We start from the raw sequence: 14,639 nt of genomic DNA, 5'->3' as shown, positions 1-14,639 counted from the left end.
CTTCAAACATAGTAAGCGAGAGCTTAGTATGTGAAACCAAAAATTCAAGGCTGTGGATACTCCGCTAAAAGTCAAATCTCACATACTCCGCTTTCGCGGACTTTGCTGAAAATCTCCAAACTCGCTAACGCTCAAACAATTGATATTTTCTGCGTTCCATTCATTGATTTTATTAACGGTACATACTCCGCTTTCGCGGACTTTGCTGAAAATCTCCAAACTCGCTAACGCTCAAACAATTGATATTTTCTGCGCTCCATTCATTGATTTTATTAACGGCACATACTCCGCAGTGCGGACTTTGTCTCCAATACCAATAAAATTACAACAAAAACACTCAAAAATCAACACTTAACTATAAAATAAAAATATGTATTTAAGTAATGACCTTTATAAAAATAGTAAATTATATCTAAAATCATCTTTAGCTCCAATCAATTTCCGATTTACCGATGGATTTTAAATATTGATTCGACTGACTAAAATGCTTATTACCAAACCAGTACCCCCGATTAGCACTCAAAGGTGAAGGATGTCCCGAAGTAAGTATGCAATGCTTAGTAACATCAACCAAACTCATTTTTTTCTTGGCATACCCACCCCAAAGTAAAAATACAACTCCTTGTTTTTCAGAAGATATTTTATGAATCACGGCATCGGTAAAAGTCTCCCACCCCTTATTCTGATGGCTTCCCGCTTGGTGTGCTCTAACCGTTAAGGTGGCATTAAGCAGTAAAACTCCTTGTAACGCCCATCGTTCCAAATTACCGCTTTGCGGATAAGGCAAATTCAAATCTGTTTGTATTTCCTTAAAAATATTTACCAGCGAAGGCGGATGTTCAATACCGTCGTGTACTGAAAAGCATAATCCATTTGCTTGATTAACACCGTGATAAGGGTCTTGCCCTATAATAACTACTTTTATTTGATCCAAAGGGCAATGGTCAAAAGCCGAAAAAATCTGACTTCCTTTCGGATAACAAACTCCTGTTGCGTATTCTTGTTTTACGAAATTAACAAGTTGTTGAAAATAAGGCTGTTCAAATTCTGGCTGTAATAAAGGTTTCCAGCTTGGATGAATATTCACATTCATTTTTATTCTATTTATAAGACAGAAATATTCCTATTTTAAAATTCCAAAAGTAAAAAATTTGAAGAAGTATTCCAATATCTTTGTATTTTTAAATAATCGGCACATTCATTCCTTGCTCCTTAAAGGAGATTTGTAAGTAGAGTAAGTTAATCTTTGAATTTTTGAATCTTTTTAATTTCCTTATCATCTTTACTTTTATATATTTGCAAAAAATAGAAGGTGTACAAATATGTCGGTAACGGTCAATCAATTAACAAAAAAGTACGATACACAAATTGCTGTAAACGGACTTAGTTTTTCACTCAATAAAGGAGAAATTACTGGATTTTTAGGTCCGAATGGAGCGGGAAAATCCACCACGATGAAAATCATTACTGGCGCCTTGTTGCCCGACTCGGGTGAGGTAACCATAAGTGGTTTTGATATGCTTAAAAATCCGATTCCAGCACAGAAAAAAATAGGATACTTACCCGAGCATAATCCGTTGTATTTAGAGATGTACATTCGTGAGTATCTTTCGTTTATGGGGGATTTATACGGTGGCGTTTCCGCTCAAAGAGTAGAAGAAATTATCACCCTTACAGGGCTTAGTACTGAAAGCCATAAAAAAATAGAACAACTCTCAAAAGGTTATCGGCAACGTGTAGGACTTGCCGCAGCCCTCATTCACGACCCTGAAATCCTAATCCTTGATGAACCTACCACAGGGCTCGACCCCAACCAACTTATAGAAATCCGTCAAATCATCAAAAATTTGGGTAAAGACAAAATCGTGTTGCTATCCTCGCATATTATGCAGGAAATTCAAGCCGTTTGCGACCGCGTTATTGTTATTCACCAAGGTAATTTGGTATTAGATAAAAAAATGGAAGCACTCAAAAATGAAAAACAAATCATTGAAGTTGCTTTTGATTATCGCATAGAGGAAAAACTCCTACGGCAAATCCCTAATGTGGTTTCGGTAGAAAACATTTTTGAATTTTTATATCATTTACACTTTGATACGCAGGAGGATATGCGCTCAAAAGTTTTTGATTTTGCCAATGAAAACGGACTTAAAATACTTCAAATCAATCACAAACACCAAGATTTAGAGCAGCTTTTTTCACAGCTTACCGCATCACGATAAAAAATGCCTTTAATTGATTTCTACTTGAAACTGCAAAACGAGCATTCCCTTTCGGGAAATGACTTCGGTAGTTTCTTTAGAAAAAATAGGACGATTTTGGTATGATAGTGTCAGCTTTCGGTCGTGTCCTTTAAAAAATACATTTAGCCCCAAATCGTAAACGGTCATTGCTTGTTTCAGTCCGTCAAAATTAGAGTGTTGAATACTCATATGAGGTTGTATTCGTGCTTTAAATTTATCCGATTTAGGCAGTAAATATCCGGTTTGTAAAAAGAGTGTACTTCCTGTTCCCATCATCGGAAAATCATTGCCGCTACCATTGAAAGAAGTCCCTCCTGAAGCATCAGCAACATCATTTGCCCCCAAATTTCGGACATAATTCCTCCCGAAATCAGTATAAAAATAGCCTAAATAAGCCGTAATCGCTGTATTTCGCTCGGAAATTGGCGTATCAATAAACAATTCGGAAGAAAAATTACGATAATCATAATATTTGGGTTTTCCGCCTACCAATTCTGACATCATTTCAGATTGATAAACTCCGCCTATTGCCAGATTACATATTTTTTTAGCTCCTATATAAGTCCCAGCCCCTCCGCTATAAGATGTTTTATTACTTTCGGTTTGCCAAAAGTCATATTTCAAATATCCTGAATATTGCTTGTTTGAAACTAAGGCATAATCTACAACATTTTCTTTAGGAAGTGCACTCATTTTTATCGGATTTTTTACCGTAAATACATAATTCCACTTACCTACATTTCCTTTGGCAAACATTCCTAAACTTCGGGCAGCATCATCATTTTTATTGACAGTAAATAAAGTAAACAACGGTGTGTCAAGTCCCATCATCGATTTGCTACTACGCATTGTACCACGACTTGCTCCCCAACCAATTTCTCCCATTCCTAAGGCAAATTTGGGTGAAAAGGCATACTGCACATACATATCCATAATATCAAAACGGATACTTTTTTGGGTAACCATATTGATATTATTACAACCAAAATTACTATAAAAGAATAATTTAGGTGTGATTTGAGATTCGAAATTCATCCGAAGCCTACGGATTGAAAAATCGGTAATTTGATTGGTTGCCTCTCGTCCCATCAACGTACCTGGATTGGTTGCATAATGCCTTGCCCAGAAATTGGCTCGAACAGCAGCTTTCACATAAGTAGTTCCGCTTTCATCAAAATTCCGACGCAAGTATTGTGCACAAAGCGAAGAAGAAAAAGCTGAAAACAAAACAAAAGCAAACAAATACCGAATCTTCATCATTTTAAGATTTTTCGCCAAAGGTATCAAATACTCTTGCTTTTGCCTATGATATATATCATAAATTGAGGCATAGCCACTAGGAAATAGAATAAGTAACTTTACTTTTCACTTTATCTATCGTCCTTGTAACTTGTCTCTCTATTCTGGCTGAGAAAGATGTAACCTTGCCTTAGCAGTTACTGCATTATTGGTGAACTGATTTTGCAGAAATTTGTAATGCCCTACAATACCAATCATTGCAGCGTTATCAGTACAATATTCAAATTTGGGAATATAGGTTTGCCAACCATATTTCTGACCGTAATTTTGCAATGCCGATCGAATACCCGAATTGGCAGAAACTCCTCCACCGATAGCTACTTGTTTTATTCCCGTTTGTTTAACCGCTTTGAAAAGTTTGTCCATCAGAATTTTAACAATGGTATGTTGTATGCTGGCACATATATCAGGTAAATTTTCTTCTATAAAATTCGGATTTTCAGAAACTTGCTTTTGAATAAAATAAAGTACCGCCGTTTTCAGACCCGAAAAACTAAAATCAAGCCCTGAGGTTTGAGGTTTAGTAAAAGTAAAAGCCTTAGGATTTCCGTTTTGTGCATATCGGTCAATTAAAGGACCTCCTGGATAAGGCAATCCTAAAATTTTTGCTGTTTTGTCAAAAGCCTCACCCACAGCATCATCTAAAGTTTCACCAATAACTTCCATTTTAAAAAAATGCTCTACGCGAACAATTTGAGTATGCCCTCCGCTGATGGTCATCGCCAAAAAAGGAAATTGAGGTTGCGGAGTGCCTTGTTCAATAAAATGAGCCAAAATGTGTGCTTGCATATGATTGACTTCAATGAGAGGAACATCAAGCCCCATTGCCAATGACTTTGCAAAAGAAGTTCCTACCAGCAAAGAACCCATAAGCCCTGGTCCTTGTGTAAAGGCAATTGCCGAAACATCACCTAACGAAACACCTGATTGCTCAACGGCTTGATGCACCACTGGAACAATATGTTGCAAGTGTGCTCTCGAAGCCAATTCAGGAACCACCCCTCCGTATTGTTGGTGAACCTTTTGACTGGCAATCACGTTGGATAGCACAGTATTTCCCTTCAAAACCGCAGCTGAAGTATCGTCACAAGATGATTCTATGGCTAAAATCAACACCTCTGAACTTTCCATAAGTTATTCAAATAAATTTCCGGACAAAGATAGTGTAAAAAAAGATATTATTATGTATTTTTGTACCTTTGGTATATGCCCTAAAAGATAATGAACGAACAAAATACAAATAATACAAAACGATTTTCTTTAAAACGATTTTTATTACGAACCCTCCTTACCATTGGTATTATTTTAGGAGTGATGGCTCTATTTCTAGCTATGCCATTTACTCAAAATTATTTAGCTAAAGGCGTGGTTAGTTGGTTAAATAAGGAATATAATATTGATATTGAGATAGAAAAAGTGCATCTTCAAATCAATGGAAGTGTACGTGTAAAAAATATTTTAGTTCGAGACCATAAGCAAGATACCCTTTTAGCATCAAAACGGATAAAGACGTCACTAACCCGCGTAGGTCAGCTTATTAAAGGAAACTTATTGTTTGGCAACTTAGATATTGATAATCTGATTTTTAACTTAAAAACACATCGTGGCGATAGCTTATCAAACCTTGATGTTTTTATCGAAAAATTCGCTTCCGAAAGCCCCAGTAGTGGCGATTTTTTGATGAAATCTCCAAAAATCACCCTTAATGACACCTATTTCAGAATTATCGACCAAAACCAAACTGAACCAACAGTTTTTCAAATTGATAGGCTTCAGGCTAAAATTCTAGATTTTAATATTTTGAATTCAGATATTTCATTCCGTTTGGATTCTGGAAATTTATTACTTAACAAAAATATAAATATCAATCAATTACAAACTGATTTTGTGTTTTCCCAGCAATTTGTGAGTGCTTGTAATAGTACTATTAAAACTAATTTTTCGGAAATTCGCGGAGATTTTGATTTATATTTGACTCAAAAGGGTTTCTCTGATTTTGGCAATAGTGTTGATTTACACGTTTATCTTTCCGAGGCTTTAATTGCTACAGAAGACATCAACTTATTTTACGATGGTTTTGGCAAAGGCAAAACTATTTACAGTAACAATTTGGAACTGAGAGGTCCGTTAAACGATTTTAGCATTACACAAGGAAGTATTCAGTATCAGAATACTACTTTTGACGGATTTTTGAGATTCAAAAATCTGTTGGATAGTGAAAAAAATATCGAAATCATAGGAAACATTCAAGAATTTAGTAGTATCTACAATGATTTAGCTACACTAATGCCCAATCTAATCGGAAGTAATTTACCTGAAATCATTAAAGAATTGGGCTTTTTCTCTGCAAAAGGCTTTTTTAACTACACCACAACGGCTCTCGAAACCAATCTGCAACTGACCTCCAGCAAAGGTAAAGCTCACGCTATGATGATTTTAGACGGATTAGAAGATTTAGACAAAACGGTTTATAATGGTAAAGTTTCGGTAAATAACCTTAATGTTGGAGCGCTACTTAAAGACCCTACCATAGGAACTTTAACCACAGATATTGAAATACAAGGTAGCGGATTTACCCCAAAATCGTTATTTGCTCGGGCTAAAGGCGATGTACATTCCTTTGTGTACAACAATTACCGATACAATAATATCTACTTTACTGGAGACTTTAAAAATCAACTATTTAACGGAATTGTAAAAGCCAAAGACTCCAATTTAGATTTCGAATTTAAAGGCTTGGCAGACCTTTCTAAGAAAGAGTCAAAATTTGATTTCGGAGTGAAAGTAAAACACGCTGATTTACACGCACTCAATTTTGTTCAAAACGATTCTATTTCAAAATTCAAAGGAAATATCATCATTGATGGTCAAGGCAATAGCATTGATAACGTTATTGGAGAAATACAATTCCGAGATTTACAATACACAAATTCAAGAGGAAACTATACTTTAGAAAACTTTGAAGTGAAATCCTCAATGGATAATGAAGGAATAAAAAAAATACAAATCAATTCTCCCGACATTATCAATGGTTACGTTACAGGAACGTATAAAGTTGCCGAAATAAAAAAAATCTTCCAAAATGCCTTTGGAAGTATTTATGCACATTTCAAACCATACAAAATTGCTGAAAATCAGTTTATCAATTTTGATTTTACAGTCAATAACAAAATTATCGAAATTTTTGCTCCAGAGGTACAAATCGGAAAAAATACTTCACTACAAGGAAAAATCGTCGCCGATGATGGTAGCTTTAAAATGCAATTCAAATCATCGGATATTAAGGCTTATGATTATAAAATCAAAAATATCAATCTTAAAATTGACAATAAGAACCCATTGTACAACACCTATTTAGAGGTAGGTGATGTTGATTTAGGCGTTTACAAAATCAATGATTTTAACCTAATTAACACCACCATTAAAGACACACTATTTTTTAGAACCGAGTTCAAAGGTGGGGTTACCAATAATGACTCTTATGCTCTGAGTTTCTACCACACCTTAACGCAGAAACAGGAATCGGTTATTGGTATAAAAAAATCGGAAATCAATTTTAGAGGAAACAATTGGTTTATCAATCGTGAAAATGATGACCAGCGCAATAAAATCATTATTAATCGCACTGCCGATTCCATAAAAATCAACAACTTTAAAATGGCTCACCGCAATCAATATTTAAGTGTAAGCGGACTAATTGCCTCTCCCGAATACAAAAATTTACACATCGTTGCCAATAATATTTCTTTGGATAAAGTAACCCCAGAAATGGAAGGAATTGACTTGAAAGGTACTCTGAACGGACATATGTCTCTGATTCAGAAAGAGAAGCTCTTTTTCCCTTCCTCTGATTTATTTATCAAACGATTACGACTAAACGGATACGATTATGGCGATCTTGAAGCCAGCGTGTTTGGGAATAATGACCTCTCAGCATTTAAAGTACAAGCCCATCTCATTAACGGAAAAACAGCAGGTTTCCAACTCGGTGGAAACATCTTTTTGGACAACCAAAAAGGTACTTCTTTGGACCTAAAAACGCGATTTATTGATTTCAACTTAGCACCTTTCAGTCCTTTGGCTAAAGATATTTTATATGACCTACGTGGCTGGGTATCTGGTGGTATAGACATTGAAGGCTATATTGAAAATCCAGTGATGGAAGGCGAATTAAGCATCAATAAAGGAGGGTTTGGAATCAGCTATTTGAATGTAAACACAGCGGCACAAGACAATGCCAAAATCATCGTTAAAAAACAAACCTTTGAGCTTGATAATTGGTTACTTACCGATACTGTACACAGCACTCAAGCCCTAGTTAGCGGAAGTGTACGCCACAATAACCTATCCGATTGGTTCTTTGACTTATCGTTAGATACTCAAAACAAGCGATTTCTGGTGCTCAATACCCCATATACCGATGATGCCTTATTCTACGGAACAGGTTTTATCAACGGAAAGGCAAGTATTCGTGGTGCTTTAGACGAACTGGTAATCAGTGTAAATGCTATAACTTCCGAAGGAACAAGTTTTAAAATACCGCTAAGTGACAATCAAAGCATAGGTGATGAATCCTTTATCAATTTTGTAGAAAAAAATAAAACACAGGTACAGACCGAGCGTGTGTTACAATCCATCAAAGGGTTGGAATTACAGTTTGATTTAGGCATACGCCCCACCGCCGAAGTGGAAATCATCCTTGATAAAAAAACAGGGAGTAACTTGGTGGGCAGAGGAGAAGGAACCGTACTTATAGAAATCAACACCAATGGAAAATTCAACCTATGGGGAGACTTTATCACCTACTCTGGGTATTACAATTTCAAATATGAAAACATTATTGACAAGCGCTTTGAAGTACTTCCTGGAGGTTCTATTTCGTGGGATGGCGACCCATTGAAGGCTACCTTGCGCAACCTACGTGCTGCCTATATGCTTAATGCGAACCCAGCGGCACTTCTGGAATCATCACAATACAACCGAAAGATACCTACTCAGGTGGTCATTAAGTTAGAAGGCGAACTAATGAAACCCGAAACCCTTTTCGATATCAACTTTCCGGAAAGTAATGCAGGGCTAGTCTCAGAGCTCAACTACCGTTTGGAAGACCAAGACCGTAAGCAACTACAAGCCTTTTCACTACTTGCTCAAGGTTCATTTATGAGCGAACGAAATACAGATAACAGACTACTGGCTTATAACCTATTTGAGACCGCCGCAGGGCTGTTTAACCAGATTCTTTCAGATGAAGATAATAAACTCAATTTAGGGGTGTCTTACGAAGCTGGAGCTACTGATAGTTCTGCCGAATATGAAAATAGCGACCGATTGGGTTTTTCTGTCTCCACACAAATTGACGACTGGATTAGTATAAACGCCAAAGTGGGTATCCCTGTAGGTGGAGTTACCCGAACTGCTGTGGCTGGAGATGTTGAAGTTTTATTACGACTTACAGAAGACGGAAGCCTTACCGCCAAAGTTTTCAATCGGGAAAATGAATGGCAACAATACGTGGTGGACGATGTGGTTTACACCCAAGGGGTGGGTATCAGCTATAATGTGGACTTCAACACCTTCAAAGAGCTAATCCATAAAATCTTCGGAAAAGGCGGGAAGATTATTGAGAAGCAATAAAGCTCTAATAATGCTTCTCGTTGGCTAACCGCCACAAGTTTAAATAGGAAGCCTTAGTGATTTCTACCATTTTATCCCAATTCAGAAGGTGCGGATGGTCAGAAGGTTTATGATAGTCCGGATGCCCATCGGTATGCCACCAAATGATAGGTATTTTAAATCGGGCAAAGGAACCATTATCACTTCCGCCTATTGGGTTATCCCACGCCCGATAATCGGGTTGTAAACGAAAGCCATATTGAGCTATATCTTTCTTGAGCCACGCTCCGAAAGCAGGGTGTGCCGCCGTATAAAAATAAACCACATATTCAGGCTGGTCTTCCCGATGATTTCTACCAATCATATCATAGTTCAGATATCCTTTTATCTGAGATAAAAATTCACAATGGTTGGTAAAATACTGTGACCCTAATAACCCACGCTCCTCACCGTCCCAGAAAGCAAAAATGATTGTTCTTTCAGGTTGTTTGCCCGAAACTTTAAAGGCTTTGGCAAGTTGCAATACTGCCGAAACCCCCGAAGCATTGTCATCTGCACCATTGTAAATTTGGTCGCCGTGTAGATATACATCAGTACCTAAGTGGTCAAAATGTGCTCCTACGATGACGTATTCATCTGTTTTTTTACCCCAAATTACGCCTAATACGTTTGCCATTTCAAGTTTGTAGTGTGTTTTTTCTTTCAAGTCTGTAATCAGACTATCCACTACCGTATATCGTTTGTTTTCTTTAGACTGACTATCCACCCGATAAGCACTAAAAGGCTGATAATATCCCTCAGATAATAAAGGTGATATCCCATACTGACGCAATTGTGAGACTATATAAGCTGCTGCCACACGACTACCTAAGAACCCTGATTCCCGTCCTTGCAGCTCATCACTGGCTAAAAACTCAACGTGAGCCATTGCAGCTTCCTTATTTATTGAAGCTAATCCTTTCAAAAGTGGCTGATTTTGAGCCATACTCCAAACACATACTTGTAAAAGCATCACTAAGGCTACTACTTTTTGATACATATTTCTTCTTTTACATTAAACAATACTACTAGTAACTAACTCGATATAAGCTATGAACAATATTTTAACTAAAATACTTTTTATTGATGATTAAGTACTCTATATTACAGGATATCTTCTTAGAGCTACTACAGAATTAGATTATCCTTATATAATTTTTCTTTTTATTTCTGATTTAAAAAAGTTCTATACAAACGAAATAGATACATTACTTTTTAAACTTGACTTGATATGATTATTAGTAGTTCCTTTACTTCAATAGAAATTAACTAAAATACTCATATTACTATCAGACTTAAAAAGCAATGTATTCAATACTTAAAATTTTATTTTATATCTTTATAGACATAGAAAATATAAATACTAACTTTGGGTTTACCATTAGTATATCAACAAATGACTATACTTTTTCTTCAGAAGATAGATTCTTTTCTTCTTTGCTAATAGTTGATTTTTTATTGATAGTACTTTGTGATAACCGCTGTTTATTAGCATTCATTGTATCAGCAATTAGCTTATTTAAAAGATTTATAAAATTAGCACTTTCGGAAGATTGCGTAACTATGTGTTGCCCTTCCACACATTTTATCAGATACCGATATAGCTTAGTAGCCTCTTTACGTACTTTCCTTGAATTGATAAGTACATTCGTAAGCTGACTCTCAGCCCTACCAGATACTAATTTTTGATACTCTTTATTTGCTTCAGTTAGTGAGTTAATCACGTGGCTAATCCCTAAGGCTTCTACATAAGTATTTAATTCAGGTTTTTTAATATCTACTAAAAAGCCTTCAATAGTTTGTGTCTTTTGTCCTGAGGGTAAGGACTGAATACCTGCATAATTTTTTAGTGTTTTATGAAGTATTTTAGCTGCTTCTTTTCTGCTTTCTAATGAATTTTTTTGTTCAAAACGAAAAGCAGAAAGCAAGAACACCACATAATCACCCCTTTGTTTATCTAAATTATTTATTTTTTGTGTTTCACTACTAAAACGAACTTGACGAGTGCCTTCAGTAAGGTCTTCGTGGCATTTCAGAAGTTGGTCATATACTTCTTGCTCCAAGTTTAAATGCTCTAAATCTGTATGCTTAACCAAATCAAGCATACTTTTGATAAAATGGGCATACTCTATACTATTGAGTAGCTCGAAATTTGCTTTCTTAATCTCTAAAACAGTCTTCATAATTATTTATTTTATATAAGTGATTTATAATGCAGTAAATATAGGAATGTATTTTTAATAAAACAAATTTATATACTACTATTTATGTTAATAAATCATTTATATGAACTCCTATTACAATATGTATCAATAACTTTATTTTATATTTAGTAAATACACTATAAAAATAAGTATTGGATTGCCTAATTTATAATATATATCTTAATAATAATATATACTATACCTTAAAGGAGTAAAACCTATGATAAGAAACCTTAGTATCCTATATTCATTATATAAAAAATACCCTCCTAATGGTTAGGAGGGTATTTTTTATAGCATTGAACTGCAATACTAACGTATAAAACACTATTTTTTATACCCTAAATCTACGATACTAACGTATAGAAATCCATTTTCTATATACTGAAAGTATGATACCAACCTATAAAAACCTATTTTCTATATCTTAAACCTACGATACTAATGTATGTGAGCCTACTTTTCATTTGTTTTAGGTAGGATTATAATACTACTTTAAAAGACTATCAAAAGTTTTAGTTATTTATCATATCAATCCTATGTCAATATCTATTACTAATAGGTATGTATCTAAAAATTTACAAAATTGCTTATTACACTTGATGGTACTTTACCTTTGTTTTTATTTCACTTTACCCTTTACGAATAAGCTCAATTGCGTGATTTCGGGCAGAGTTAGCACTATCTTTTCCTCCAAGCATTTGAGAAATTTCATCAATGCGTTCCTCTTGGGTTAATCGTTTTAATTGAGTGGTGGTCTTCCCGTCAATATCTTCCTTAAATACCTTAAAGTGAGTACTTCCCTTAGCCGCAACTTGAGGCAAATGGGTAATGGCAAATACCTGTCGGTTACCACTCATTTGCTTCATAATCGCTCCCATTTTTTGTGAAATTTCCCCTGAAACTCCCGTATCAATCTCATCAAACATAATGGTAGGCAGTGCTGTATGTGCTGCCAAAATGGCTTTGACAGCCAACATTATGCGCGAAAGCTCACCACCAGAGGCTACCTTTTTGAGTTGCCCAAAGCTTCCGCCCTTATTGGCAGAGAATAAAAAGGACAATTCATCTGTTCCATTAGCATAGAAACTCTCTGTGGGGGTCAATGTTATTGAAAAACGAGCATTAGGCATTCCTAATTCACTCATAAATGAGGTCAGACGAGCATCTAACTCAGGTAAAACATCTTGGCGTAGTTGATGTATTTGTGAAGCCGTTGCAAGAGTTTGTGTACGCTGCAAGGCTACTTGCTGCTCTTGTTGAGTAATTGAATCGGCACTATTCTCTACTTGGCTTACCAACGTTTCCAATTTATCTTGTATCAGCATCAATTCCTCCACCGTACTTACTTGATGTTTCTTCTGTAAATCGTATATGAGCTGTAGCTTCCGAGAGGTTTCAGCTAACACCTCGGGGTCTGTTTCTATATTTTCTTCAACATCAAAGACCTCTGATTGTAAATCTTCCATCTCAATCAATACCGATTCGGTACGCTCGAACCACTGCTTGTACTGCTGGGAATAGTTTTCTAGCCTACCGAAGATACCTTTAAGCTCACGCAACTGACTTATCACACCGATATTTTCATCTGAAAGCCGTTGAAGGGCTTCAGAGATGCGCTCCTTTATCTCCTCAACATTGGCAGCCTGTTCGTATATTTCTTCCAATTCGCTTTGAATACCGGCTTGTAAAGGTGCTGATTTTAATTCTTTGAGCAGGTGGAGGTTATAGTCATATTCCTTATTAGCATTCTTTTGAAACTCAATAAGCTCTGAAAGTTTCTTTTCGCTTTGTTTTAGAGCTTTGAGTTGCTGGGCATATACTGATTTTAAATGCTGATTATTCGCTATGGCATCAATGATTTGAAACTGGTATTCCAAGCTACCCAAAGCTAAGGTTTGGTGCTGAGAATGTATGTCCACCAAGAGTTGCCCCAATTGCTGCAGAACGTCCAGCGTTACGGGGGTATCATTGATGAAAGCACGTGACTTCCCAGAGGGCAGTATCTCCCTACGTAGAAATGTATCTGGGGCATAATCGATATCCAATTCGGTAAAAACAGACTCAAAGTCATATTTTTCTAAGGCGAACTCAGCCTCAATGATACATTTTTCATCGGTATTTCGTAAAGCGGACAAGTCGGCTCGTTTGCCCAACACCAACGATAAGGCATCTAATAGAATGGATTTTCCAGCGCCGGTCTCCCCAGTGATGATGATGAACCCTTCGGGGAAATCAATCTGCAAGTCGTCAATAAGAGCATAGTTTTTTATAGAAAGTGAAGTTAGCATCGGGTATATAACGTTATGATTTTAATGAATTACTTGATTTCGTTCCATTTTGAGGTATGTAGCGGCGCCATCTTTTGGAGTTTCTCCTTCAAGACTTGTGTATTGATAAGCGCCCCTGCAGCAAATATTGCCTTTATTTCATCGGCTTTGGCATCAAAAAATAGGTTTGTGGTGTATGAGTTGAGCCGTACATTAGCGATTTCGGAAAGCGAAATTAAGGCTTTTTGAATCTCTTCTTTAGCTTTTTTGGTATCAGAACTCATCAAGTCCATACCAAAACGATGGTACTGATACAATACTTGATGAAATTGGCTATAACTTTCGGAAAGAAGTTCATCAAGTAATCGCCAACGGTTGTTGGTGCCATCATCTGTCCACCCGCCAAACCCACTACTTTGAGCATTGATAAGTACTGATTGGGCTTGTAAAAACATCGGATGCCCAGCAGATGGAGCAAAAGTATCCCTATCAAAACCTAAAATGACGTAAGCATAGAAAGCCAACACGGAGGTCAAATTAGAGCTAAACGTATTGTTATTAAACGACAAGGGTTCGTGCTCTTGATACGTAAAGGCAACTTGCTTGTCTTGTAGGTTTAATACAGGAGATTGATATACTGCATTATACACTGGGCGCATTGCCTGAACCAGCAAATTACCTTCAAATTGATTGCCTTCAAACTTTGTCAGTACCAAAGTCATATTACATTGTATTCTTTCTTTGGAGGTGTTTTTAATATTGCTCCAAGAGGTTTGATTGATAAAGTCTTGTACCGACTTTTCAAGTGTTTTAAACACGCGTTTGTCGGTTATGTTTATCTGACGGGCATCCACCGAAAAGGTGCAATTGAGCTCTTGCGAATGCAACTGCCCCAAAAAACAGCTCATTAAAACGAATATAATTTTCTTCATAGTGATAATTTTATGCCAAATATAACCTTTTTACAGCAA

The 14,639-nt window shown here is 36.3% G+C and carries 9 protein-coding genes; 2 read left to right on the top strand and 7 right to left on the bottom strand.

Annotated elements, in window-relative coordinates; genetic code table 11:
• Positions 1-424: 424 nt before the first annotated feature.
• Positions 425-1,093: a uracil-DNA glycosylase gene (ung, locus tag CGC47_RS01130; protein ID WP_041998646.1), complete on the bottom strand. Its 669-nt coding sequence runs from the start codon at positions 1,091-1,093 to the stop codon at positions 425-427.
• A gap of 229 nt (positions 1,094-1,322) precedes the next feature.
• Between ung and gldA the strand changes: the two genes are divergently transcribed.
• Positions 1,323-2,222 (top strand): gliding motility-associated ABC transporter ATP-binding subunit GldA, encoded by a 900-nt coding sequence (gene gldA / locus CGC47_RS01125; protein WP_095899874.1) that lies wholly within the window; start codon positions 1,323-1,325, stop codon positions 2,220-2,222.
• A gap of 9 nt (positions 2,223-2,231) precedes the next feature.
• Here the strand turns inward: gldA and CGC47_RS01120 are convergent, their stop codons facing one another.
• Together CGC47_RS01120 and tsaD are read right to left on the bottom strand one after the other, a co-directional pair.
• Positions 2,232-3,503 carry a porin gene (locus CGC47_RS01120; RefSeq protein ID WP_082025269.1) on the bottom strand — a complete coding sequence of 424 codons (1,272 nt, stop codon included), beginning with the start codon at positions 3,501-3,503 and terminating at the stop codon, positions 2,232-2,234.
• 138 nt (positions 3,504-3,641) lie between these two features.
• Positions 3,642-4,673: a tRNA (adenosine(37)-N6)-threonylcarbamoyltransferase complex transferase subunit TsaD gene (tsaD, locus tag CGC47_RS01115; RefSeq protein WP_041998610.1), complete on the bottom strand. Its 1,032-nt coding sequence runs from the start codon at positions 4,671-4,673 to the stop codon at positions 3,642-3,644.
• 90 nt (positions 4,674-4,763) lie between these two features.
• Between tsaD and CGC47_RS01110 the strand changes: the two genes are divergently transcribed.
• Positions 4,764-9,176 carry a translocation/assembly module TamB domain-containing protein gene (locus tag CGC47_RS01110; RefSeq protein ID WP_440588174.1) on the top strand — a complete coding sequence of 1,471 codons (4,413 nt, stop codon included), beginning with the start codon at positions 4,764-4,766 and terminating at the stop codon, positions 9,174-9,176.
• A gap of 4 nt (positions 9,177-9,180) precedes the next feature.
• On the opposite strand, the gene CGC47_RS01105 is transcribed toward CGC47_RS01110, so the two are convergent.
• From CGC47_RS01105 to porD, 4 genes are all read right to left on the bottom strand, one after another.
• On the bottom strand, positions 9,181-10,194 hold the full coding sequence (locus tag CGC47_RS01105) for a M28 family metallopeptidase (RefSeq protein ID WP_095899873.1): 1,014 nt from the start codon (positions 10,192-10,194) through the stop codon (positions 9,181-9,183).
• Between the two features lie 400 nt (positions 10,195-10,594).
• Positions 10,595-11,377, bottom strand: coding sequence for a DUF6261 family protein (locus CGC47_RS01100; RefSeq protein WP_041998607.1), 783 nt, complete (start codon positions 11,375-11,377; stop codon positions 10,595-10,597).
• 653 nt (positions 11,378-12,030) lie between these two features.
• Positions 12,031-13,689, bottom strand: coding sequence for a DNA repair protein RecN (recN, locus tag CGC47_RS01095; RefSeq protein ID WP_095899872.1), 1,659 nt, complete (start codon positions 13,687-13,689; stop codon positions 12,031-12,033).
• 29 nt (positions 13,690-13,718) lie between these two features.
• Positions 13,719-14,600 (bottom strand): type IX secretion system protein PorD, encoded by an 882-nt coding sequence (gene porD, locus CGC47_RS01090; RefSeq protein WP_232779671.1) that lies wholly within the window; start codon positions 14,598-14,600, stop codon positions 13,719-13,721.
• Positions 14,601-14,639: the final 39 nt, after the last annotated feature.

It is taken from the genome of Capnocytophaga canimorsus (genome assembly GCF_002302565.1).
Classification (GTDB): domain Bacteria; phylum Bacteroidota; class Bacteroidia; order Flavobacteriales; family Flavobacteriaceae; genus Capnocytophaga; species Capnocytophaga canimorsus.
The sequence above is the reverse complement of the archived record's forward strand: the minus strand, read 5'-3'. Positions and strand labels throughout refer to the sequence as shown.

Excerpts from the sequence above, each read along its gene's own strand:
- ung (WP_041998646.1), bottom strand. The coding sequence starts at position 1,093 with ATGAATGTGAATATTCATCCAAGCTGGAAACCTTTATTACAGCCAGAA.
- gldA (WP_095899874.1), top strand. The coding sequence starts at position 1,323 with ATGTCGGTAACGGTCAATCAATTAACAAAAAAGTACGATACACAAATT.
- CGC47_RS01120 (WP_082025269.1), bottom strand. The coding sequence starts at position 3,503 with ATGATGAAGATTCGGTATTTGTTTGCTTTTGTTTTGTTTTCAGCTTTT.
- tsaD (WP_041998610.1), bottom strand. The coding sequence starts at position 4,673 with ATGGAAAGTTCAGAGGTGTTGATTTTAGCCATAGAATCATCTTGTGAC.
- CGC47_RS01110 (WP_440588174.1), top strand. The coding sequence starts at position 4,764 with ATGAACGAACAAAATACAAATAATACAAAACGATTTTCTTTAAAACGA.
- CGC47_RS01105 (WP_095899873.1), bottom strand. The coding sequence starts at position 10,194 with ATGTATCAAAAAGTAGTAGCCTTAGTGATGCTTTTACAAGTATGTGTT.
- CGC47_RS01100 (WP_041998607.1), bottom strand. The coding sequence starts at position 11,377 with ATGAAGACTGTTTTAGAGATTAAGAAAGCAAATTTCGAGCTACTCAAT.
- recN (WP_095899872.1), bottom strand. The coding sequence starts at position 13,689 with ATGCTAACTTCACTTTCTATAAAAAACTATGCTCTTATTGACGACTTG.
- porD (WP_232779671.1), bottom strand. The coding sequence starts at position 14,600 with ATGAAGAAAATTATATTCGTTTTAATGAGCTGTTTTTTGGGGCAGTTG.